22 protein-coding genes are annotated in these 22,487 nt (G+C 29.1%); 11 read left to right on the top strand and 11 right to left on the bottom strand.

The window, feature by feature from the left end:
* Positions 1 to 24 precede the first annotated feature (24 nt).
* The 4 genes from AVANS_RS00575 to AVANS_RS00560 are packed head-to-tail and all read left to right on the top strand — an operon-like array spanning position 25 to position 3,524.
* Complete coding sequence (locus AVANS_RS00575; RefSeq protein WP_239817736.1) at positions 25 to 2,388, top strand: bifunctional diguanylate cyclase/phosphodiesterase; 2,364 nt, start codon at positions 25 to 27, stop codon at positions 2,386 to 2,388.
* Positions 2,375 to 2,596 (top strand): MoaD/ThiS family protein, encoded by a 222-nt coding sequence (locus AVANS_RS00570; protein WP_239817735.1) that lies wholly within the window; start codon positions 2,375 to 2,377, stop codon positions 2,594 to 2,596. Before AVANS_RS00575 ends, AVANS_RS00570 begins: the two co-directional genes overlap by 14 nt.
* Before the next feature lie 2 nt (positions 2,597 to 2,598).
* Positions 2,599 to 3,063: a molybdenum cofactor biosynthesis protein MoaE gene (locus AVANS_RS00565; RefSeq protein WP_239817734.1), complete on the top strand. Its 465-nt coding sequence runs from the start codon at positions 2,599 to 2,601 to the stop codon at positions 3,061 to 3,063.
* On the top strand, positions 3,060 to 3,524 hold the full coding sequence (locus AVANS_RS00560; RefSeq protein ID WP_239817733.1) for a hypothetical protein: 465 nt from the start codon (positions 3,060 to 3,062) through the stop codon (positions 3,522 to 3,524). The genes AVANS_RS00565 and AVANS_RS00560 overlap by 4 nt, the downstream gene beginning before the upstream one ends.
* Here AVANS_RS00560 and AVANS_RS00555 read toward each other — a convergent pair.
* From AVANS_RS00555 to AVANS_RS00505, 11 genes are all read right to left on the bottom strand, one after another.
* Positions 3,519 to 4,163 carry a response regulator transcription factor gene (locus AVANS_RS00555; protein ID WP_239817732.1) on the bottom strand — a complete coding sequence of 215 codons (645 nt, stop codon included), beginning with the start codon at positions 4,161 to 4,163 and terminating at the stop codon, positions 3,519 to 3,521. The two genes, AVANS_RS00560 and AVANS_RS00555, sit on opposite strands and share 6 nt — an antisense overlap.
* Complete coding sequence (locus AVANS_RS00550; RefSeq protein ID WP_239817731.1) at positions 4,163 to 5,353, bottom strand: HAMP domain-containing sensor histidine kinase; 1,191 nt, start codon at positions 5,351 to 5,353, stop codon at positions 4,163 to 4,165. The genes AVANS_RS00555 and AVANS_RS00550 overlap by 1 nt, the downstream gene beginning before the upstream one ends.
* Before the next feature lies 1 nt (position 5,354).
* Entirely contained in the window at positions 5,355 to 5,981 is a 627-nt protein-coding gene (locus AVANS_RS00545) for a sulfite exporter TauE/SafE family protein (protein WP_275583459.1), read from the bottom strand.
* Positions 5,978 to 6,529, bottom strand: a complete 552-nt coding sequence (locus AVANS_RS00540) for a DUF507 family protein (RefSeq protein WP_239817729.1) — start codon at positions 6,527 to 6,529, stop codon at positions 5,978 to 5,980. Before AVANS_RS00540 ends, AVANS_RS00545 begins: the two co-directional genes overlap by 4 nt.
* 171 nt (positions 6,530 to 6,700) lie before the next feature.
* Positions 6,701 to 7,945, bottom strand: coding sequence for a citrate synthase (locus AVANS_RS00535; RefSeq protein WP_239817728.1), 1,245 nt, complete (start codon positions 7,943 to 7,945; stop codon positions 6,701 to 6,703).
* A gap of 58 nt (positions 7,946 to 8,003) precedes the next feature.
* Positions 8,004 to 9,173: a cation:proton antiporter gene (locus tag AVANS_RS00530; protein WP_239817727.1), complete on the bottom strand. Its 1,170-nt coding sequence runs from the start codon at positions 9,171 to 9,173 to the stop codon at positions 8,004 to 8,006.
* The gene (locus AVANS_RS00525) at positions 9,173 to 10,234 is read right to left on the bottom strand and encodes an epoxyqueuosine reductase QueH (protein WP_239817726.1); all 1,062 of its coding nucleotides are present in this window, start codon (positions 10,232 to 10,234) and stop codon (positions 9,173 to 9,175) included. The genes AVANS_RS00530 and AVANS_RS00525 overlap by 1 nt, the downstream gene beginning before the upstream one ends.
* A complete protein-coding gene (locus tag AVANS_RS00520; RefSeq protein WP_239817725.1) occupies positions 10,234 to 10,950 on the bottom strand; it encodes a transporter substrate-binding domain-containing protein in 717 nt (238 codons plus the stop codon). Before AVANS_RS00520 ends, AVANS_RS00525 begins: the two co-directional genes overlap by 1 nt.
* A 9-nt stretch (positions 10,951 to 10,959) precedes the next feature.
* Complete coding sequence (locus AVANS_RS00515) at positions 10,960 to 12,042, bottom strand: ABC transporter substrate-binding protein (protein ID WP_239817724.1); 1,083 nt, start codon at positions 12,040 to 12,042, stop codon at positions 10,960 to 10,962.
* Positions 12,039 to 12,518 (bottom strand): phosphatidylglycerophosphatase A, encoded by a 480-nt coding sequence (locus AVANS_RS00510; protein ID WP_239817723.1) that lies wholly within the window; start codon positions 12,516 to 12,518, stop codon positions 12,039 to 12,041. Before AVANS_RS00510 ends, AVANS_RS00515 begins: the two co-directional genes overlap by 4 nt.
* Before the next feature lie 102 nt (positions 12,519 to 12,620).
* Positions 12,621 to 14,141: a YifB family Mg chelatase-like AAA ATPase gene (locus AVANS_RS00505; protein WP_239817722.1), complete on the bottom strand. Its 1,521-nt coding sequence runs from the start codon at positions 14,139 to 14,141 to the stop codon at positions 12,621 to 12,623.
* Positions 14,142 to 14,245: 104 nt separating this feature from the next.
* On the opposite strand from AVANS_RS00505, the gene AVANS_RS00500 reads away from it, so the two are divergent.
* The 7 genes from AVANS_RS00500 to AVANS_RS00470 all read left to right on the top strand — a co-directional run bounded on the left by AVANS_RS00500 (position 14,246) and on the right by AVANS_RS00470 (position 22,439).
* Positions 14,246 to 15,049: a hypothetical protein gene (locus AVANS_RS00500; protein ID WP_239817721.1), complete on the top strand. Its 804-nt coding sequence runs from the start codon at positions 14,246 to 14,248 to the stop codon at positions 15,047 to 15,049.
* Between the two features lie 189 nt (positions 15,050 to 15,238).
* A complete protein-coding gene (locus AVANS_RS00495) occupies positions 15,239 to 15,835 on the top strand; it encodes a hypothetical protein (RefSeq protein WP_239817720.1) in 597 nt (198 codons plus the stop codon).
* Between the two features lie 11 nt (positions 15,836 to 15,846).
* Positions 15,847 to 18,294: a molybdopterin-dependent oxidoreductase gene (locus AVANS_RS00490; RefSeq protein ID WP_239817719.1), complete on the top strand. Its 2,448-nt coding sequence runs from the start codon at positions 15,847 to 15,849 to the stop codon at positions 18,292 to 18,294.
* Between the two features lie 232 nt (positions 18,295 to 18,526).
* Entirely contained in the window at positions 18,527 to 19,453 is a 927-nt protein-coding gene (rbsK, locus tag AVANS_RS00485; RefSeq protein WP_239817718.1) for a ribokinase, read from the top strand.
* Positions 19,450 to 20,364 (top strand): ribonucleoside hydrolase RihC, encoded by a 915-nt coding sequence (gene rihC / locus AVANS_RS00480; RefSeq protein WP_239817717.1) that lies wholly within the window; start codon positions 19,450 to 19,452, stop codon positions 20,362 to 20,364. The genes rbsK and rihC overlap by 4 nt, the downstream gene beginning before the upstream one ends.
* 10 nt (positions 20,365 to 20,374) lie before the next feature.
* The gene (gene dcuC, locus AVANS_RS00475) at positions 20,375 to 21,766 is read left to right on the top strand and encodes a C4-dicarboxylate transporter DcuC (RefSeq protein ID WP_239817716.1); all 1,392 of its coding nucleotides are present in this window, start codon (positions 20,375 to 20,377) and stop codon (positions 21,764 to 21,766) included.
* Positions 21,767 to 21,794: 28 nt separating this feature from the next.
* The gene (locus tag AVANS_RS00470) at positions 21,795 to 22,439 is read left to right on the top strand and encodes a SprT family zinc-dependent metalloprotease (protein ID WP_239817715.1); all 645 of its coding nucleotides are present in this window, start codon (positions 21,795 to 21,797) and stop codon (positions 22,437 to 22,439) included.
* The last annotated feature ends 48 nt before the right edge of the window (positions 22,440 to 22,487 follow it).

The raw sequence follows: 22,487 nt of genomic DNA, 5'->3' as shown, positions 1-22,487 counted from the left end.
ATTTTACAATATATCAGGTATTTTATGAAAGAAAGAAAGTCAATTTTAGAAGAGTCAATTAAGAGCTTAACTCTTTATTCTATAGTATTTTTTGTACTTATTTTTATAATAGGAATCTTCGTAATTAAAGCAAATTATAACGAAGAAATCAGCAATTTAGAAAAAGATTATAACGAACAAATCAATCTATCATCTAATAAATACATAAAAGAAGAAATAAAAAATATTAAAAAATATTTAGATGCTGAATATAACTATATTTTCGATAGCACAAAAGAGATTATTGATAGCACTTATAATTTTATTAACGAATATATTACAACCCATGAAAACAAACAAGAAGCTTTAAAATTCGTTCAAGCTAACACGAAATATCCTATCAGAATAGATGTATCAAATGGAATTGATCCAAACTACATTTATTATGCAAGATATATGGAAATTGCTGATAATCAGATTGTAAAATTTAGTATAGATGAAAAAAAATATCAAGAAAGCCAAACAATAGTTGCTTTGAATAATATAAAAAATCTTCATAATGCTCAAATTTCAAACTTTAAAGTAAGAAAATTAGATGATAGTTTTAATTTCCTAGGTAATGAAAAATGGTATTGTGTATATGAAAGTAAGGCTTTTACTTGTTATGATAAAAACTGGTGGCTAGCTTTAGAATTTACAATTAAAGAAGATGTATTAAAAGCTAATTTAGAAGAAGCTAAAAATAAAAGATTTAAATCATTCTTGATGCAAGGAATGTTTTTATGCTTTTCTATTTGCATAGGCTTTGTTGCTTTATGGATTTTTTTGGTTAGAAAAAGAAGAGAAGTAAAATCACAAATAGAGCTCGCGGCTAAGCATTTTGACGTTGCGTTAAATAAACAAATTTCTAATTTTAATAAAGATAAAAAACTTAATAATGATTTTGCATTTAAAGAGTTTAGAACCTTAAGCTACGCATTGCTTAGATTTATTAGACAAATCCAAACAAAAGATACAAATATTAAAAAACAAGCTTATGTAGATGGTGTAACAGGACTTATGAATATGATAAGCGTTAATGAAAGCCTTAAACAATACGCTAAAAAAGATGATAAATTACTATTATTTTTATTTTTTAATATTGATAAATTTAGAGTTTATAACTCTATGTATGGCAGACATTTTGGAGATGAAATACTTAAAATAGTTGCTTACAGACTTTATGCTAATTTAAAAGGCTTGGCAATAGGTGATAATGAACATTTAGAATGCCTAGATTATATAAAATATGATAAATACAAATTCACACAAAATAAAAATAAATTTGAATGCTTAGCAAGAATTTCAGCTGATGAATTTTTATTAATAGTAGAAGTTAATAAAGATGAAGATTATTACGCAATAGCTAAAAATTATCATCAAAAACTAACTGCAAGAAGTATTAAAATCACATCAAACGATGATTTGATAGAATATGAACCATTTAGAATAAATGCAAGAATAGGTTGTAGCTTGTATCCAAAAGATAGCGAAGACTTACATGAATGTATAGGAAATGCAGATTTAGCAATAGAAAACGATAAAGCTAGTGGTGATACTTGTGTTTTCGTATATACTAAAGAAATAGGCAAACAAAATGAAGAGAATCTAACTCTTCAAAGAGATATAAGAAACGGCATAATTAATAAAGAATTTTTATTACATTATCAACCAAAAGTTGATTGTAAAACTGGCAAAATAATAGGAGCAGAAGCTCTTGTTAGATGGCAAAAAGGCGATACTTTAGTATATCCGGATCAATTTATTAATATTTGTGAAAAAAGCAACCTAATCATAACATTAGGTAATGAAATTATAAAAATGGCTTGTGATGCTCAAAGAAGATGGCTAGCAAAAGGACTTGAATTAAAATTAAGTATAAACTTAAGCACAAAACAACTATTAAGCGAAGGTATAGTTCATACAATTGAAAAAAACATTCAAGGAATACCGCCTAGATTAATTGAGTTTGAAATCACAGAAAGCTTTTCAATAGAAAATGCAACAAGTAAAGCTATCATAGATAAAATTAAAAAGCTTAATGTAGGCTTATCTATGGATGATTTTGGTAAAGGATATAGCTCTTTATCTTATTTAAACGATCAAGATTTGGATTTTGATGTTGTAAAAATTGATAAATGTTTTATACAAAACATTGACACAAACGAAAGAAATAGAAAATTAGTTGAATTTATTGTAAATATCATCAAATACTTAAATAAGCGTTCAGTTGCTGAAGGCGTTGAAAATATTGAAATATTAAATTTCTTAAAGCATTTAGGTTGCGATGAGTATCAAGGTTATTATTTTAGCAGACCTGTTCCTGAAAATATTTTATTAGAAAAGGTGTATGAAAATGGTAAAAATTAATTTTTTAGGACCTATCAATAAAGATAGTTTGGAATTAGATGTAAAAAATATTTACGAACTAAAAGAAGAATTATTAAAACACGAAGATTTAAAAGAATGGTTAGAAATTAGCGCAATAGCTGTTAATGATGGTTTCATTGATAGTTTAGAATATGAATTAAAAAATGGAGATATCATAAGCATACTACCACCTGTATGCGGGGGTTAAATATGAATAATTTTCAAATACATACAAAAGCACTTGATGAAAGAGCTTTATATAATGAATTTTGTGGGATATGTAAAGAATTAAATTACGGAGCTTTCTTAAGCTTTAGTGGGATAATTAGAGCTGAAGGTGATATTAATGGTCTTAGTTTTGATATATACGAACCTCTACTTAAAAAATGGTTTAATGCTTGGTGTGAAAAAACAAAAGATTTAAATGTAAAATTATTTTTTGCTCACACTAAAGGTGATGTTTTAGTAGGCGAATGCTCTTATTTTGCAGGAATTGCAAGTTCTCATAGAAAAAATGGCTTAAGTATTTTTGCTGAATTTGTTGAAGACTTTAAACAAAATGCACCTATTTGGAAATATGATTTAATTAATAATGAAAGAATTTATGCTAAAGATAGAAGCTTTAAACTACCAAACGCCGGAATTTTAGGAATTTCAAATAGGAATTGCAAGTGAAAAAGAAAGCCTTAGCAATAGAAATAATAGTAGTTTGTGTAGTAGTTTTAGCTTTATTGGTATTAATATTTTTAAAAGTAAATAGCTCAAAAAGCGAAGCAGAAATGTCAAAATCTATAAGAAATCTAGCAACCTTAATCAACGATATAGATACTTACTATTCTACAAACAATGAATTCATTGATATTGCTCTAATGACTAAAGTTGGGCTTGATAAAAACAAATGGTTTTTTATTAAATCAGAACAATGTTTGCAATTTAGCACTTTTAAAGAATATATTGTTATTAAAAAGACAGATAATCCTGGTGAGCTTTGCAAAACTTTATTAAATTACGATTCAGTAAAATCATTACTAATAGGAAAAGCAACACCTAATGAAGAAGCAATAAATACAAACATTCATAATTCAAATATTATTTATATAAAAGCAGGAAATAAATATAATAGTTCTATTTTATAGAACTATTTTATATCCTGTTGAAGTTATATTTTTTATTATATTTACCCCTAATTTATCTCTAAAACGCTTTATGAAAGTTCTTACCGAACCATCTTTTACATCGCTTTTACCCCAGCAAATTTCTTTAATCTCTTCAAGACTAACAACCTTGCCGATAGGCTCACTAAGTGCTTTTAATAAAGCTAATTCTTTTCTTGTAAGCTCTACTTCGTAATCTTTTGTTTTAAAGCTAGATTTTACATAATCTATTGTGTATTCGCCTAGACTAGCTGTTTTGTTTAGATTTTTTATTAGGCTTTTTACACTTGCGATTAATTCTTCAGGAATAATTGGTTTAATCAAATATTTATTAACATTAATATCAATTGCTTTAAGTAATTTTTCTTTATCACTATGTGCTGATATTATGATTATAGGAGTATTCGGACTTAAATCCTTAATACTTTTTGCAAGACTAAGTCCATCTTTTAAAGGCATTAAAACATCGCAAATTACCATATCAGGTCTTAATTTTTTAAATTTATTTAAACCACTTACACCATCATTTGCATAATAAATCTCTGAAAATATAGAAGAAAGTATATCTTTCATTAAAAGTGCTATATTTTTTTCATCTTCAACTATTAAAACACTTAGCATTAATCTCCTTTAAAAATTATCTCAAAACAAGTTCGCCCATTTTCACTAGAGCAAAAAATTTCAGCATTAATTTTATTTAAAATTTGCTTACAAATATATAGACCCAAGCCAACTCCTTGTTTTTTATGCTTTGTTGTAAAATATGGGTCAAATATATGCTCAATTATATTACTTTTTATTCCACCTGCATTATCAATTATCCTTAAAATTTGTTCCTTGTCTTTTACAAGCACTTCAAATCTAAGTTCTTTATTAATATTAGTTTCAAGCAAGGCATCTTTTGCATTATTAATAATATTTACTAAGACCTGCACTAATTCATTAAAATTGCATTGAATAGGAGTTTTGTAAGCATTTTTATCAATATTAAAAAATAATTTTATATTAGCTTTTTTAAGTGCTTGATTGCTTATATATAAACTTTGCTTAATAATTTTAGGAAGATTACAGCTTTGTAATGGTGTATTTGGGTTGATAAAATTTCTAAAATCATTAATGGTTTGGCTCATATTTTGAATTAATTTTTGACACAATTTATAATGTTTATCTTTTTTCTCATTATGTAATAAATAAATCGCTAAAGATAATTCATTTAAAGGTTGTCTCCATTGATGAGCTATATTTTCTAGCATTTGACCTAAAATTACTTGGCGATTTTGTTGAAAAATGATTTTTTGCTGAGCGTTATTTTGACTTATAGCATCTTCTATTTTTTTCTCTAAATTTTCATTTAAAATCCTTAGCGAATTAGTCTTTTGGGCTACAACTTGTTCTAAATTCTCATTTAATCTCATAAGCTCTTGCTTGGTCTTTGTAAGCTCTTCGTTTAATGTAAAAAGCTTTGTTACATCGCTTCTAATTGCGATAAATTCAAAAATACTTCCATCTTCATCAAAAATCGGAATAATAGTAGTTTGAGCGTAAAATGCTTCTCCGTTTTTTTTCTTATTTTTTACAATGCCTTTATGAACCTTGCCTTGCAAAATAGTATTCCATAATTTCTCAAAAGCACTTTTTGGCGTATCTGGATGACGAATTATATTATGATTTTGCCCTATTAATTCTTCTTTACTAAAGCCGCATAGATTGCAAAATTCTTCATTTACAAAAGTGATAATGCCATTTATATCTGTCTTTGAAACTATATTTGTATTTTCTATGGCGTTTTTATACTCATTTAATCTATACATATTACCTACTTAATTTAAGTGCTAAATAGCATAAATAAAATCCATAAACTATAATTAAAGCAAATAAAAAATATTGAATATTTTTAATTTTTCTAATCTCTTTTACAAATACTCCGCCTAAAAGCATAGCAGGTAAAGTGCTAAGCCCAAAAACAAACATATTAAGCCAAGCTTCATTAAAGCTTTTTGCTATCATTGATTTTGCTACAAAAAAATAAACCAAACCGCAAGGAAAAAGCCCATTTAAAAAGCCAAATATAAAGCCTTTATATTTAGAAGTTTTTTTATTTGATAATAAAAGAATTATTTTTTTATAAATAAATTGATTTTCTATTAGGGCTAATAAATTGCCTTTAACTATCAAGGCAAAACCCAAAAACACGCAAAACGCACCCAAAAAGAAATATAAAAATATCTGTAAATTAAGTGAGTTTATAAAATACCCTAAAAAATAAGCAATAATTCCTATTAAAACATAGGCAATTATTCTAAAAAAATGATAGGTAAATATATCAAAATAAGTGCTTTTATTGTGGTTAAATAATATCAAAATCCCACCGCACATAAAAAAGCAGTGGGTAAGACTAAGACCTAGACCTAGTGCAAAGGTGCTAAGGAGATTATTTATAGCATTTTCCTTTTCTTAAGCTCTTCTTCATAAAGCTTTTCATAAATTAAATCATATTCTTCACTACCAGGAATAATCTTTCTTTTGTAGTTACTAATCTTATCATAAACTAAATCTTCAATATCTTCATAAGTTTTTAAATACTCAATCATACTTGAATAAATTACATTTTTTACTCTATTTTCCGATACATTGAAATTAATTAAATCTTCATCTACTAAAGCATCTAAAATAGCGTGAGATAAAGCATTGTATCTATCTTCATAATTCATTTGGATTTTATACTCATCTGCTAATTTTTTCTTAAGTAGCCAAAACATATTTTTTCTATCAACTTGCATTAAATCCATTTGATTTTCTTGCTCTGCTAAAATTTCATTCACTTTTTCATCTAAAGATTTTTCTTTTAACACCAAAGCAGTGATTATTTTAGTGATAACTTCTTTAGCAGGTTCAAGTCCATTTACTAATTTTATGAAATTTGAATTTAATAAATCTAGTGAAATTTTATTTGAAACATAAGGAATATGTGGTTGTCTAATACGCATTTTTTATCCTTTTTTATTTTTCTTGATTATAAATAATTTAAGTAAAAATGAATCTAACAATAATAATTTAATTTTATGTTTTTTGTTTTTATAAAAACCTTGCAAAATAAAGCTTTTAAAGCTTAATTTGTAAATGGAATTTGAATTCGGAATTTCCGAATTCAAATTCTTTTAGTCTCCAATGTAGATTTGTCTTGGGCGAACTATTTTTAAAGGACTTTCTTTTTGTTCAACTAATTGTGAAATCCAACCAGGAATTCTACCAACCACAAACATAACAGCAAACATTTCATTAGGAATTCCTAAAGCTTTTAATATTAAGCCGCTATGAAAATCCACATTTGGATATAATCCACGGCTTACAAAATACTCATCATTTAAAGCTATTTCTTCAATTCTTGTTGCAACTTTTACAAAGTTTGCATCAATTCCAATTTCGCTAATTAATTGATCTCTTAGTTTTTTAAGAACTTTTGCTCTTGGGTCAAAATTCTTATAAACTCTATGACCAAAGCCCATTAATCTAAATGGATCATTCTTATCTTTTGCTTTTTTAATAAACTCATCAACCCTATCAGGTGTGCCGATAGTCTCAAGCATTCTAATAACACCTTCATTAGCTCCCCCATGAGCATGCCCCCATAATGCACCGATAGCTGAACTTATACAGCTGTATGGATGTGCATGAGTGCTACCGACTGAGCGAACCACACTTGTGCTTGCATTTTGCTCGTGATCAGCATGAAGCATTAAAACGGTATCTAAAGCCTTAACTTCAATAGGTCTTAGATTTACATGCTCGTATGGATAAGTTCTTAACATATATAAAAAGTTTTCTGTAAATCCACGATCAAGATTTGGATATGCCATAGGAAAGCCGTTTTTATAACGATACGCACTTGCTGCTATTGTTGGTATTTTTGCCACAATTCTAGCTGCCATTTCCATAAAATCTTCGTGCTTATCCATATTTAAATGATCAGGATAAAAGGTTGAAAGTGCGGCAACTGCTGCTTGCATAACTGCCATTGGATGAGCATTATCAGGGAAAGCATCAAATAATTTATGCATACCTTCGTGAATAAAACTTCTTTTTTTTAGCTCATATCTAAACGCTTCTAATCTCTCAGGGCTTGGTAATTCTTTGTGTAATAACAAATGCACTACATCTAAAAATGTTTTATTTTCTGCAAGCCATTCAATAGAATAACCACGATGTCTTAATTCCCCTGCTTCTCCATCAATATAAGTAATGCTTGATTTACAAGTTGCTGTGCTTGTTAGCCCTTCATCGTAAGAAAATGCCCCTGTTTTTGAATATAAAGATGAAAAATCAATAGATTTTGCACCCCTAGTTCCGCTAAGAACATCAAATTCAAATTCCTTACCATCATAAATTAATTTTGCTTTTTCCATTTTGTCTCCTTTTTAATTTTTACTATTTTAAAAAGAATTTGTGAAATTTAGTAAAAAGCTATCTTGATTTTTGTTTTCTTGTTTCAATAAGTAACGAAATCTTAGGAATAACCCACATAAATAAAACTGCTTCTATAAGCGAAGATAAAACTAAAGCTAAATAAAAAGAATCATCAATTAAGTTTAATTTCTTACCTAAAGTAGCAATAGCAATAAGCAATGTAAGTGGCATACAAGTTGTAAATGCTACTAAAATACAAGATATTTTAAAATCTTTATAAAATACAAAAGAGCTAATAAGCCTACAAATAAGCATTGTAAAGCAAATCGCAAATGCCATAAAAATAAGCTCATAATTTACAAGGCTAAAATCAAGACTAAGTCCAACATAAACGAAAAATATAGGTATTAAAAAAGGATGTCCTAAAGAGCTTAATTTATGTTCTAAATCCTTTTTATGACCAAAAAAGCTTGATATAAACATACCAGCTAAGAACGCTCCTAAAGCTATTTCAAAATCAAAATAAAGCATTAAAGCAACTGCTAACATCCATAAAGCAAGGCTAAGTCTTACATTTCTTTCTGCTTTATCATAATCAGGCATTAAAATCTCTTTAAGCCAAGGCAACCACCAAAAAATCGCATTAAAAATATAATAAATTACAACAAATATTCCTAAAAAGAACACGATTGATAATACAGAAGTAATAACGCTAATTAAATCGCTAGAATGCGAAAAGCTATTTAGAAGTGTTATTAAAATAATGCTTATAACTTCTCCAAGTGCTGCTAAAACCATAGCAAAACTAAGCCATTTTGGAGTAACTTCATAATCCTTATACAAAATACTAATAAGACCAATACTCATTACAGGAATTATTATAGCAACCACCAAACTAAGTTTTAAAACTAAGGCAACACTAATAGCTAAGGAGTATAAAATAAAGTAAAATAAAAATATTTTCTTTAGCTCATCTGCTTTTAACTTTATAAATTCTTTAAGACTAACTTCAAGCCCAGCAATAAACATCAAATAACAAAATCCTATGCTAGATGCTAAACTAAAAGCAGGAGTTTTAGTAATTATTCCTAAAGCACCCGCAATACTTCCTAAAATAATTTCTACTGCTAATATAGGCAAACTTGTAATTTTTGCTATATAAGGAGATGAAAACACAACAAAAGAAATAAATAATAAAATATTTAAATCACTTGAGCTTAATTGCATTATTTTCCTTGTATCAATCTAACATCTTCAAAGATTATACTTTTTGCGATGATTTCAATTTTTTTTGGTATTTCATCTAAAATTATAATAGGACTTAGGTTATAGTGGTTAAATAGTTTTGCTCTAAAACTTATCTGTTTTTTAATACTTGGTGGATTTTTCAAAAACTCATTAAAATCTTTGTATTTAAAAAACTCATTAGCCTTTTTAAAACTAATTAAACATAATTCATCTTTATTGCAAATTATAAAATCTTTTGAGTTATCAAGATTTAGATTAATTTTCCTTGATTTAAAATGAGAATAAAACAACACAAAAGCTCTTAAGTATTTTTCATTATCACTAATTCTTGCATAAAGCAAACGATAATTTAAGAATTTTTCCCTAATAATGCTTATGTTTTTATTGCTCTTTTCATCTTTTTCAATCTTTTTAAAAAGTTGCAATTTCTCTTCTATTGAAGCAGGTAAAATAAGGTTTTTGTATATGCTTGAGCTTAGTTCTTTTATTAAATGCTCTTCGCTTTTTTGCTGAACTAGCCCATAAATACAGCCACAATAATTTTGATGATACAATAAATCATCTTTTGCTAATTTTAACTGCCTTTGTGTTCCGCCATTTTTTCTAAAATCTACACAAAAAAACTCTAAATTAGTCCCTTTTAAAGCTTCTTGCATCGATACTTTTAATTGTTCTAAATCTTTTTTAGGAGAGCATAAAAGTGTAGTTGTGAATGATTTTTGTCCTAATTTTAAAGCCATTTCAACCGAGCTTTGCATTCTAAAATCAAAACATTTAGAACATCTCTTGCCACGCTCAGGCTCGTTTTCATAGCCTTTTACGAAATTAAACCATTCAGCGAAATTATATTCACCCTTAATAAGCTTTATATTTAATTTCTTGCAAGATCTTGCTACATCAAAATATCTTAATTCATATTCGCTTAAAGGATGAATATTTGGATCATAAAAATACCCGATGAGTTCTTCATCAGGCATTAATTTTCTTAATTCTTGTAAAAAAAAGTGCGAATCAACGCTACAACAAATATGAACTAGCATTAATTTATTTTATACTTTTTGCTAATTTCATTTATTGTGCCATCATCAAGCATTTCTTGTAAGGTTTTATTTATCATTTCAAGTAACTTAGTATTTCCTTTATTTATCGCAAATCCTTGAGAATCACTGTCTTTATAATCGCAAAAAATATCTAAATCTTCATTTTTTTCTAAAAAGTTAAGAGCAGCAACCTTATCAAGCACAATAACATCAACCTTTTTATTTCTTAAAGCTAGTATGCTAATGCTTGAATTGTTATAGCCCATTACTTGTTTGCTAAGCTTTTTTGCAATATCGTATTGAATAGAGCCAAGCTCTGCACCAAAAATAGTATTTGAAAAATCTATATTTTCGCAATTTTCAAGATTTTGAGTTTTACCTAATTCTAGTCTTTGTAAAAAATAATTTGAACTATCTTTAAAATTAATCGTAAAATCAACCGCTCTTTCTCTTAATGGTGTTCTTTTCATTAAAGCACCTATTAAATCAGCTTTGTTGCTTTTAAGTGATGGGATAAGCCCATCAAAATCCATATATTTAAACTCTAATTCTAAATTATTTCTTTTTGCAATCTCTTTTACAATATCAACATCAAAACCTTTTAACTCATTATCTTCCAAATATTCATAGGGAGGATAATTTGGTGCTGTTGCAACTCTTAGCACCTCTGCATTTAAAGAGCTAAGTAGTGCTAAAGAAAATAATAATTTTTTCATCAAAATCCCTTACTTAATAGTGTCTTTATAAACTGCTTGTTCATTCACTACTTCTTTAATAATTAAAGACCTTTTAGTCTCGCCAGTATTATCTATACTAATTACTCCGCTTACGCCTTCATAATCTTTTGTCTTTTTGATTTCTTGATTTATACATTCACTTGTAACTTCTTGGCAACGATTAGCAGCTTCTACTAATACAAAATAAGCATCAGCTCCCATAGCAGCAAAGTTTGAAACAACTGCACCATTATAAGCTTTTGAATATTCTTCTAAATATTTTTTACTAAGTTCTGTTGGTGGAACATTTGCATCAAAACTATCTGTATATAAGTGATTGTTTGTATATTCTCTTGCAAGTTTAACAAATTGCTCATCAGCAACGCCATCAGCACTTGCTATTATACTTTTTACTCCTGCAATTTTTGCTTGTCTTACAAAAAGCGCTGCTTCTTGATAATAAAGTGGTAAATACACTACATCAGGATTTAAGCTAGCAATTTGTGCAACTATTGCATTAAAATCTTTATCCCCACTTGTGATGATTAATTCTTTTATTATTTCTCCACCACCTTTTGTGAATTCTTTTTTATAAGCTTTTGATAAACCTAGTGAATAATCAGTAGCTTGATCTTTTACTATTATTGTAGTTTTTTTGCCTTGTGCTAATAAATATTTAGCCATAGCTTCACCTTGAAAACTATCATTAAAGCAAACTCTAGCTGCGTAATTTTTACCTTTTAATAATTTATCATTTGTTGCAGCTGGTGCAATTACAGGAACTTTTTTAGCTTCTGCTGTATTCATAACTACTATTGTATTAGCTGTAATCATTTCGCCTATTATTGCATTTACTTTAGGCAAAATTCTCTCAGTTGCTGTGATTGATTCTATTTTATCGCCTTTAGTATCCACAATATTTAAATTAATCTTTTCACCATTTTTTAAAGTTGGTTGCATTGCATTTGCTACTTTAATTCCACTAAGTGCTGCGTTTCCATAAGCTGCTACACTTCCACTAAGTGGTAAAACCACACCAATATCTAAAGCAAAAGCCGCACTTGAAGCTAACAAAATTAAACTTTTTTTCATAATAAATCCTTTAAATAATTTAAATAAATACCTTGAATAATAAGGCATAAAAGACCTGCAAAAAATCCTGCAAGCAAATCATCAAGCATAACACCTAGCCCGCCTTTTATTCTTTTATCAACCCTGCCTATAACACTAGGCTTAGTAATATCAAAAATCCTAAACAAAACAAAAGCTAAAGCAAAATGCCACCAAGAGCCATTAAAACTCATACCAATAGCCAAGAAAACCCCACAAACTTCATCAATTACTATTTCTTTAGCATCGTGTTCGTGAGTTTTTTCGTAATCGTCAATGATTGTAATACTTGCTATAAAAATTGCAATACTTAAAAGTATTAAAGTGCTTTTTGCTGTGTAAATTAGTAACAAATAAGCAAAAGGTAGTGCAGCAATTGTTCCCATTGTGCCACTTGCAACAGGGCTAAGACCTGAATAAAAAAATGTTAAATATAATTTGGCTAATTTATCTTTCATCATAATCCTTTTAAGTCGTAAAAAATAGCTAAAAATAGTAACAAATTAAAAAGAATTTGAAATAGGAATTTGATTTTATTTCCTAATTCAAATTCCTTGATTTTATTTCATTGTTTTGTATCTAAAAGATAAGGCAATTTTTATATCTTTTTCATTTATTAATAATCTTTCTTCAAAATCAGCTAAAGACCTAGCAACCTTTAAAACCTTATTAGCTGCTCTTGCACTAAGATTATAATTTTTTACAGCTTTTTCAAAAATTACTTTTGCACTATCGTCTAATACGCAATATTTTTTAATCTCTAAATCACTTAATTTCCCATTAAATTCATCTTGTTTTCTTACTTCTTTTTGAAATATAAAAGCCTTTAAAATCTCATCTGCTAATTCCTTACTACTTACATTTGAACTTGCATCATAAGAAACCTCATCAACTGCAACATATAAATCAATCCTATCATAAATAGGCTCTGAGATTTTGCTTTTGTATTTAACAATATCACGCTCAAGGCATTTGCAAGTTTGCTCTTTTTTAAATAATTTGCCACACGGACATGGATTTAGCGCTGAAATAAATAAAAACTTAGTCTTATAAGATATTTTTGAATTAACCCTAGAAATATTGATTATATTATCTTCTAAAGGCTCTCTTAGGCTTTCTATAATTTGCTTATTAAAATAACTAAACTCATCAAAAAACAAAACTCCATTATTAGCAAGTGCGATTTCGCCAATTCTTGCATTCTTTGTCCCGCCGCCTAAAATTGAGCTAATGGTTGAACTTCTATGCGGACTTCTAAAGCTTCTAATTGATGAAAAATCAAGCTTTTCATTATTTAAACTCTTATACGCATTACTTTCTAAGATTTCATCAATACTAAGCGGAGGCATTATATAAACAAGTCTTTTAGCACACATACTCTTACCACTTCCAGGAGAGCCTTCTAGCATTATATTATGCATTCCAAGTGCTGCGATTTTGCAAGCTAATTTTGCTTGATTTTGCCCTCTTATGTCTATGAAATCTAATGGAAATTCTGTATTTTTTATATAAGTTTTATTATTTATTTTGATTAAGGATTTAAAAATATTTTCATTATAATTTATTTTAAACTCATCTTTATTCTCACTTAGAAAAAAGCTAAAAGCTTCGTTTAAATTATCAACCGCGTAACAATTTAGATTATAAATAAGACTTGCTTCATTTGCTAAATCTTTTGGAATTAATACCTTAGCGTTTGGTTTAACACTTGCTAAAAATAATAATATAGAAAATAAATTTGAAGTGCTTTTTAATTTGCCATCAAGTCCAAGCTCTCCAAATACATAATAATCATTATCTAAGTCTTTTTCATAAAAATAAACAAGCAAGGCAATTGCTAAATCAAAATGGCTTCCTTGTTTTGGAATATCTGATGGGCTTAGGTTTATTACTATTTTTTTACAAGGTAAAGAAAAATCATCAAGATTTGCGAAGGCTGATTTTATCCTATCAACGCTTTCTTTAATACTTGCACTCGGTAAGCCTACTATATTAAAAGCTGGTAAGCCTTTTTGAATCATTATTTCTATATTTATTTCGCAAAGTTCGTTTGAATAAATTGCTGATTTTATATTTTTCATTTTTAAACCTTAAATAATTTCAAACAATTTAAAAAAATAAAGTAAATATTTAAAAAAATATTAAATTTATTCAAAACTTGCCGATATAAAAAAAAGGGGTTTAAATGCAAATTAGTTCAATTAATCAAAATGTAAAAACATTAATAAAACAAATACAAGTATTTGATACGCTTGATAAAAAAGAATTAAAAAAAGACTTAGATAAAGGCTTAGAAGTTAGCCAAATAGCAGAAAAACACAATGTATTAATAAATGATACCGAAGAAGAAAAATTAAACAATATTCTAAAAGATATTCCTAAAGATGAAAATTTTAATGTATATGAACCAAATGCCTTGCAAAAAGCTATGCAAGGTCTAAAGCAAGAAGGTTTTTTATATGCTAGTTTGCAAAAAGAATTGATGAATTCGCAAGTTTTATATGGCTTAAAAGATGATGATTTTATTGCTTTTAGAAAGCTAAAAGCCTTGCAAAATGATACTACAAGCAATAATATTTATAATCAAATTTTTAGACAAAACAATACAGATTTAAAACAGCTTTTAAAAGAAAATGAATTCATTTATTTAAAAGTTAGTAATGAATTAGATTTCGTTGGACTTGCTTGTGGTAAAGACGCTTATTGTGATAAATTAGCTGATTTGTTAGCAAGAGAAGATTTAAGCCTTGATGATTTTAAAAATGAATTTATAAAACTAGCAAACGAAATGCAAAACCATTTTGATGAAGAAGTAATGAAAGCTTCAAAAGATAAAGATGATGATTTTAAACCCATAGAAAGTAAGAGCGAAAATATAAAAGAAAGCTTGAATAAAATTGATATAAATAAAATCAAAAATGATAGAGATTTATTAGCTATATTTTTAGCATACAAAAACGAAGAAAACATTTATGATAGAAGAGTTTAAATTCCTATTTCAAATTCTTTGAAAAAATCGTGGAATTTGAAATAGGAATTTGAAATATTATTTTAAGTTCTAAAACACTCCTAAAAGCATTTAAAACTAAAGAAAATATATTATTCTCTTTTAAGAATATTACAAGTTTATAAGCTTATAATTTTAATTAATAATTTTAAAATTAATTTAAGGAGATGTATGAAAAAGATATTTTTAAGCTGTATTATCTCATCGTTTGCTCTTGCAAATACGATGTATTTAAACAAAGATGTTGAAGTTAAACTTGACAATAAATTTATAGGAACTGCTAGTTTATTAAGCCCTGTAAATGTTAAAAGTATAAATAATGGTAAAGCTAATGTTGAGCTTATTGGTTATGTTAATGATAACTATCAAGAAGAAATTGTAAAAAGCTTTATGCAAGTTGAAAATTATATGAGTTTTCACGATAACGATAACAACCCTACATTTAAAGGTGATGCAAATCCATATATAAAAATGCTTGAACTCGTTCAAGATGAATATGGCGAAGATTGGCATAAAGTAAGCATTAATTTTACGCTTAATGAAAGCGATTTAGTAGCTAATAAAGATGAGATTTTTAAGAGTGCAAAAAGTCTTTATGAGCAAACTTGCTCACCTTGTCATTTATTGCACGATACGAAAGAATATTCAGTAAATCAATGGCCATCAAATCTTGAAAGTATGATAAGTTCAGGTTATGTAGAGCTTGATAAGGCTAGCAAAAGTTTAATTATTAAATATTTACAAAATCACGCAAAAGATATTAAATAAAGGAGAAAATTATGAAAAGAAGAAGTTTTTTAAAGCTAAGCGCACTAACTACTGCAAGTCTTCACGCTAGTAAAATAGAAGGCGTAAAAGATACTATTTTTGATGATAAAAAAGTATTAGTTTCTGATAGATTTGGACCATTTTATGCAAACATTAATAGTTCTCAAATAGTAAGCGTAACTCCATTTGAAGGAGACAAATTCCCAAACACTATGAATAACTGCGTTCCTGATAGAACACAAAACGAAAGCCGTGTTTTATATCCTTGCGTTAGAAAAAGCTATCTTGAAGGTAAAAAGAAAAACGACTTAAGAGGCGAAGAAGAATTCGTAAGAGTTAGCTGGGAAAAGGCACTTGATTTAGCTGCAAAAGCACTTAAAGATAATTTTGATAAATACGGCCCTGAAGCAATTTATGGTGAATGCTACTGGTGGGGTGGCTGGGGTAAAATTAGTTGGGGAAGAACCACAGCTCATAGAATGTTAAAAATCTTAGGCGGTTATGTAGAAGAAAGTGGAGATTATTCAACTGGTGCTGGTATGGTAATCTTACCTCATATTTTTGGCTCAAACACAGTTTATGAAGCACCAACTACTTGGAAAAGTATTTTAGAAAACGCAAAAAGCGTTGTATTTTGGGGAACTGACCCACTAGTAACCAATCAAATCGCAGTTGGCACACCAACTCATACAAACTATGAATATTTCACAAAGCTAAAAGAACTAAGCAAAGCTGGTAAAATCAAAACTTATAGCGTAGATGTATATGCAAATAACACAAATCGCTATGTTGAGAGCAAATTAATCTCAGTTCGCCCTAATACAGATACAGCAATGATGATAGGAATGTGCTGCTATTTATATGAGAGTGGAAAATATGCAAAAGATTTTATTAAAAAATACACAGTTGGCTTTAATAAATTTAAAGAATACTTCATGGGCGAAAACGATGGAGTTAAAAAAGATTTAGCATGGGCAAGTGCGATTTGTGGAGTAGATGTAAAAACTCTAAAAGATTTAGCAGATGATTTATGTGATAATAAATCAATAATAATTGCAGGCCGTGCAATACAAAGACAAGACCATGGAGAACAAGCTCACTGGATGATTACAATACTAGCTACTATGCTAGGTCATGTAGGTTGCACTGGTTGTGGATTTGAGTTTAGCTTAGGATATTATTCACAAGGCGCTGATAAATTTATAGCACCTACTCTTAAAGGTTTAGCTTCTGTTCCTAGCGAAAACTTAGGAGATGAAAATAGCCCTTGGAAGAAATTTGAAAATATAACAATTCCTAGCTCAAGAAGTATTGATGCAATGCTAAATCCTGGCAAAGTAATTGATCAAAATGGTAAAAAAATAAAACTTCCACATATAAGAGTAGCATTTAATGCAAGTGGCTCATTCTTTACTCGCCATCAAGATGTAAATCGTGCGGTAGAAGGATTTAAAAAAGTTGATACTATCATAACAGCTGAGCCATTTTGGACTGCACAAGCAAAATTAAGCGATATTGTTTTACCTGTTGCAATTGAGCCTGAACGCTACGATATAGAAGCTAGCACAAATAGTGAATACATATTCTTAAATAAGCCAGTAATTGAGCCTATGGGAGAGAGCAAGAGCGACTTTTGGATTTGTAAAGAGATTTGCAAAAGATGGGGCGTTGAAGAAATATTTACCGAAGGTAAGGCTAATGAGCTTGAATGGATGAAAGATATTTATAATGACGCTTTAAGACAAGGAAAATCATTAGGATACAATATGCCAAGCTTTGATGAAGCACTTGAAGCTGGTTTTGTTAGATTTGATAAAGTGAATAAAGATACTGAGTATTACACAAGACTTAGCGATTTTGTAAAAAATCCACATAAATACAGATTAGGAACTCCTAGTGGAAAGATTGAAATATACTCTCCAACAATTGCAAAAATGGGTTATGATGATTGTTTAGGACACCCTGCTTGGTTTGAACCATTTGAGTGGGTAGGCAATAAAGAACAAACCAAAAAACACCCATTAGCAGTAATTAGTCCGCATTCAAGATTTAGATTACACTCTCAGCTAAATAACTCTTTAATTAGAAATTATGCTGAAGTAAATGGTAGAGAACCTATGCTAATTCATCCAGATACTGCAAAAGCAAGGGGAATTAAAACAGGAGATATTGTAAGAGTTTATAACGACAGAGGTGAGATTTTAGCTGGTGCATTAGTAAGCGATATTGTAAGAGCTGATACTATTATAATTTGCGAAGGTGCTTGGTATGACCCTGAAGTTTATGGCAAAAAATCACTTTGCCAACATGGTTGCGTAAATGTTCTAACTCGTGATAAAGGAACATCAAAACTAGCTCAATCAAACACAGCTCATACAACATTAGTAGAAGTTGAGAAATTTAAAGGCGTAATTAAACCTTTAAGAGCGTTTTCTAAACCTAAGATTATTCAATCTTAATTTTAAATAGGAATTTGATTTTTCAAATTCCTATTTTGTATTTTAATTCTCTATTATCTTTGCTAAAAATAAAAAGAATTTGAAATAGGAATTTAGATTTTAAAACTCTTAAATGAAAGCAAAATCCGAATTCAAATTCCACAAAAAATATGCTAGTTTTTTGCTGATTTTATAAGCTTAATTTAATCTTCTTTAGCTTAAATAATTCCTTTAAATTTTTTAAGGATAAATCGTGTCAAAAAAGATAATAATTTTTGGAAGCTTGAATATGGATTTTTCCATTGAATGCGACGAAGTTCCCAAACAAGGGCAAACAATAGAAGGTAAAAACCTACTAATAAGCGATGGCGGTAAGGGAGCAAATCAAGCCTTAGCCTGTCAAAAATTAGGGGCAAATGTATTAATGATAGGCTCAGTTGGAAATGATGCCTTTGCACCTGCACTAATAAACAATCTAAAATCTCATGGAATTAACACCGAAAATATAAAAATCTCTTCAAATTGCAGTAGCGGAACAGCTTTTATAATTCGCTCAAATAATGATAATCGCATAATCATCAATAAAGGTGCAAATCACAGCATAGATGAAAATGAAATAAAAGAGATTTTAAACACTCTTTATAAAAAGGGTGAAATCAAAAAAGATGATATTTTTATCGCTCAATTTGAATGCAATATTAAAGCAACTTTTGAAGCCTTAAAACTAGCAAAGGAATTAGGATTATTTACGATATTTAACCCTGCACCTGCAAAAGAAATTGATAAAGATATTTATAAATACATTGATTTATTTATTGTAAATCAAAGCGAAGCAGAGTTTTATACTAATATAAACACTGATACAAAAGCTTGTTTAAAAGCTTTATTAGATTTAGGAGCAAGAGAAATAATACTTACACTTTCAAGCGATGGAAGTGCTTATAAAAATAAAGAAGTTGAAAAGTTTTTCAAAGCTTATAAAGTAAATCCTATTGATACAACAGCAGCAGGAGATACATTTATAGGTGCTCTTGCAGCAAGTCTTGCAAATGCAAAAACAATTGATGAGGCAATAGATTTTGGCTCAAAAGCAGCAGCTCTAAGCACATTAAAACTAGGGGCACAAAGCTCAATTCCAAGTATTGATGAAGTAAATAATTTTTCTAAGGATACAAAATGAAAAGACCAATTATAATAGATACAGATCCAGGTATTGATGATGCTTTAGCTATTGCAATTGCACTATTTTCTAATGAATTAGATGTAAGGCTAATTAGCACGGTTGCAGGAAATGTAAGCATTGATAAGGTTACAAACAATGCTTTAAAATTACTAGCTTTATTTAAAAAAGATATACCTGTTGCAATGGGTGCAAAAGAGCCTTTAATAGAGCCTTTAATAGACGCATCAAATGTGCATGGCTCAAGTGGAATGGACGGCTTTGATTTTCCTGAGCCAAAGCAAGAATTATTATGCAAAAATCACGCAGTATTAGAGCTAAGAGATACTATTTTAAATAGTAAAGAAAAAATAACTCTAGTTCCTATTGCTCCACTTACAAATATAGCATTATTATTTTCTATGTATCCTGAAGTAAAAGATAATATCGCTGAAATCGTTTTAATGGGTGGCTCACTAGCTCGTGGAAATAAAGGAGTTTTAAGCGAGTTTAATTTCGCAACCGATCCAGAAGCTGCTAAGATGGTGTTTAATTCAGGGCTACCTATCGTAATGGCTACACTTGATGTAGGACTTAAAGCTCTTGTGTATCCTGAAGATATGGCAAAGATTGATGAGTTTGGCGAAGTTGGAAAAATGGCTAATGCGCTATTTAAAAAATATCGTGGTGGTAGCTTTAATACAGGGCTTAAAATGTATGATAGTTGTGCTATCGCTTATCTTTTAAAGCCTGAGCTTTTTAGCGTTAGCGAATGTTTTGTAGATATAGAATTAAATGGATACGCTAGAGGTGCTAGTGTTGTGGATTTAAAAGGATATTTAAAGCGTGAAGCAAATGCAAAAGTTTGCACCGATATTGATGCAAATGCCTTTAGAGAGTGGTTTTTAAACTCGCTTAGCAAGTGTATTTAAGGATAATAAAATGATTATGTATATTAGTGCAATTTTAGGCGTTTCGCTTATTATTTATATGCTTATTAAAAACCTTGATATTAAAATAAGCTTGTTTTTTGTAGGTCTTACTCTTATGTATATTGCTATGTATAGTGGTGGCGATATTGCTATTAAGGGCTTTAAATCAAGTGGCATTGCTTTGCTTGACCCACTTCAAGCAATTGCAATAAAGTTTAAAGATATTTTAACTAAGGCGGGATTTGTTATCCTTATTTTAGGTGGATATACAGCTTATATGAATAAAATTAGAGCAAATGATGCAACGGTAAGCCTACTTATAAAACCTATAAAATATATAAAATCGCCTTATATTTTAGTGCCTGTGGTGTTTTTATTAGGCAATTTATTATCAATTGTAGTTCCAAGTGCTTCAAATCTAGCGATAATTTTACTTGCTACACTTTATCCTATTATGAAAAAATCAGGGCTTTCAACTCTTAGTGCAGCAGGAATTATCGCAACTACTGCAACCATTGTGCCAACTCCTTTAGGAAGTGATAATATCGCAGTTGTAGGAGAATTAGTAAAGTTAGAAAGGTTTGCAAATCTAAGCGTAAGCGAATATGTATTTAATTATCATGCAAGGGTTTCGATTCCAACTATTATTTTTATGGCTTTTGTGCATTTGTTTTGGCAAAAATATTGCGATAGCAAAGAAAAGATTTCAAGCGATGATAATATAAAGAGCGAAGAATTAAAAGAGCTAGAATTTAGTCCAATTACAAAAATTATTTATGCCTTTTTACCACTACTTCCGATATTTTTATTAGTTGGGGTTTATTTATTTAGTAGTGCTGCAATTAGTGTTGAAATAGCTGTATTTTTCTCATTTATCGTAGCTATTGTTTGCGAGCTAATTAGAACAAGAAATATAAGACTTAGCCTAGATTTAACACAAGAATTCTTTAAAGGTATGGGTGGAGCGCTTTCAATCGTTGCACTACTTGTAGCTGGAACAACCTTTGTTGTAGGTCTTCAATCAATAGGAATTATCAAAGCTTTAGAAAGCTTTATGAGTAGTATTCAAGGCGATGGAATAAGCTTTGTTTTACCACTTATTTTAGTGCTTTTAACGGCTGTGATTGTTATATTAAGTGGTAGTGGAAATGCTTTGTTTTATGCGATGGCTCCGCTTTTTGTGCCACTTGCAGCGGCTGCAAATATAGATGTATTGGCTATATCAATTCCTATGGGACTAGCTGGAAACTTGCTAAGAGCAGTCTCGCCAGTATCAGCTGTAATAATGATAGTAGCAGGTAGTGTTGGCAAAACCCCACTTGAAGTAGTTAAAAGAACAAGCGTGCCTATGATAGCAGGAACTATTTTTATGTTCGTTTTATCTATGATTTTTTATATGTAATAAGCACTCTTAAAGGGTGCTTAAAACCATGAATTACGAAGTAAAATTTACAAGAAAACGCATAAAAAACATAATCATAAAAGTGCGAAAATATGGCTTAGTTGAAGTAAGTGTGCCGTATTTTGTAAATATGAATAGAGCAAAAGAATTTTTAGAGCTTAAAAGTGCTTGGATTAAGCAAAGAATGCAAGAGCTTTTGGCAAATCAAGAAACTACTAATCAAATAAGCTTTTTAGGCAAGAATTACGAGCTAGAATTTGAATTAGGAATTAGAACTTCTTTTTTATTGCAAGATGACAAACTAATCATAAAAGCTACAAAAGATAGTGAAAAGGCTAAAAAGATTTTAGATGATTTTTATAAACTAAAATCACGAGAAATATTTAGCGAGATTTTAAAAAGATTTTGTGTAATTGTGGGTAAAGATATAAAAGCTTTAAAGCTTAGAAAAATGACAACTCGTTGGGGCTCTTGCAATACAAGAAAAGCTTATATAAACCTAAATACCGAGCTAGTTAAAAAAGATATTTTAGCAATAGAAGCTGTGATTATGCATGAGCTAACTCATCTATATCACGCTGATCATTCAAAGGCTTTTTATGACAAACTTTTAGGCTTTATGCCTGATTACTACGAGCGAATAAAATTACTAAAAAATAATAAAGAATTGTAAAAATAATTGTAGAATAAAAAACCTTGAAAATAATTACTAATTAGGTAT

The sequence above is a fragment of the Campylobacter sp. RM5004 genome, assembly GCF_022369455.1.
Taxonomy (GTDB): Bacteria; Campylobacterota; Campylobacteria; order Campylobacterales; family Campylobacteraceae; genus Campylobacter_E.
The sequence above is the reverse complement of the archived record's forward strand: the minus strand, read 5'-3'. Positions and strand labels throughout refer to the sequence as shown.

Bases quoted from the DNA above. Each gene is read 5' to 3' on its own strand.
- AVANS_RS00575 (WP_239817736.1), top strand. From the start codon at position 25: ATGAAAGAAAGAAAGTCAATTTTAGAAGAGTCAATTAAGAGCTTAACT.
- AVANS_RS00570 (WP_239817735.1), top strand. From the start codon at position 2,375: ATGGTAAAAATTAATTTTTTAGGACCTATCAATAAAGATAGTTTGGAA.
- AVANS_RS00565 (WP_239817734.1), top strand. From the start codon at position 2,599: ATGAATAATTTTCAAATACATACAAAAGCACTTGATGAAAGAGCTTTA.
- AVANS_RS00555 (WP_239817732.1), bottom strand. From the start codon at position 4,163: ATGCTAAGTGTTTTAATAGTTGAAGATGAAAAAAATATAGCACTTTTA.
- AVANS_RS00550 (WP_239817731.1), bottom strand. From the start codon at position 5,353: ATGTATAGATTAAATGAGTATAAAAACGCCATAGAAAATACAAATATA.
- AVANS_RS00540 (WP_239817729.1), bottom strand. From the start codon at position 6,529: ATGCGTATTAGACAACCACATATTCCTTATGTTTCAAATAAAATTTCA.
- AVANS_RS00535 (WP_239817728.1), bottom strand. From the start codon at position 7,945: ATGGAAAAAGCAAAATTAATTTATGATGGTAAGGAATTTGAATTTGAT.
- AVANS_RS00530 (WP_239817727.1), bottom strand. From the start codon at position 9,173: ATGCAATTAAGCTCAAGTGATTTAAATATTTTATTATTTATTTCTTTT.
- AVANS_RS00525 (WP_239817726.1), bottom strand. From the start codon at position 10,234: ATGCTAGTTCATATTTGTTGTAGCGTTGATTCGCACTTTTTTTTACAA.
- AVANS_RS00520 (WP_239817725.1), bottom strand. From the start codon at position 10,950: ATGAAAAAATTATTATTTTCTTTAGCACTACTTAGCTCTTTAAATGCA.
- AVANS_RS00515 (WP_239817724.1), bottom strand. From the start codon at position 12,042: ATGAAAAAAAGTTTAATTTTGTTAGCTTCAAGTGCGGCTTTTGCTTTA.
- AVANS_RS00510 (WP_239817723.1), bottom strand. From the start codon at position 12,518: ATGAAAGATAAATTAGCCAAATTATATTTAACATTTTTTTATTCAGGT.
- AVANS_RS00505 (WP_239817722.1), bottom strand. From the start codon at position 14,141: ATGAAAAATATAAAATCAGCAATTTATTCAAACGAACTTTGCGAAATA.
- AVANS_RS00500 (WP_239817721.1), top strand. From the start codon at position 14,246: ATGCAAATTAGTTCAATTAATCAAAATGTAAAAACATTAATAAAACAA.
- AVANS_RS00495 (WP_239817720.1), top strand. From the start codon at position 15,239: ATGAAAAAGATATTTTTAAGCTGTATTATCTCATCGTTTGCTCTTGCA.
- AVANS_RS00490 (WP_239817719.1), top strand. From the start codon at position 15,847: ATGAAAAGAAGAAGTTTTTTAAAGCTAAGCGCACTAACTACTGCAAGT.
- rihC (WP_239817717.1), top strand. From the start codon at position 19,450: ATGAAAAGACCAATTATAATAGATACAGATCCAGGTATTGATGATGCT.
- dcuC (WP_239817716.1), top strand. From the start codon at position 20,375: ATGATTATGTATATTAGTGCAATTTTAGGCGTTTCGCTTATTATTTAT.
- AVANS_RS00470 (WP_239817715.1), top strand. From the start codon at position 21,795: ATGAATTACGAAGTAAAATTTACAAGAAAACGCATAAAAAACATAATC.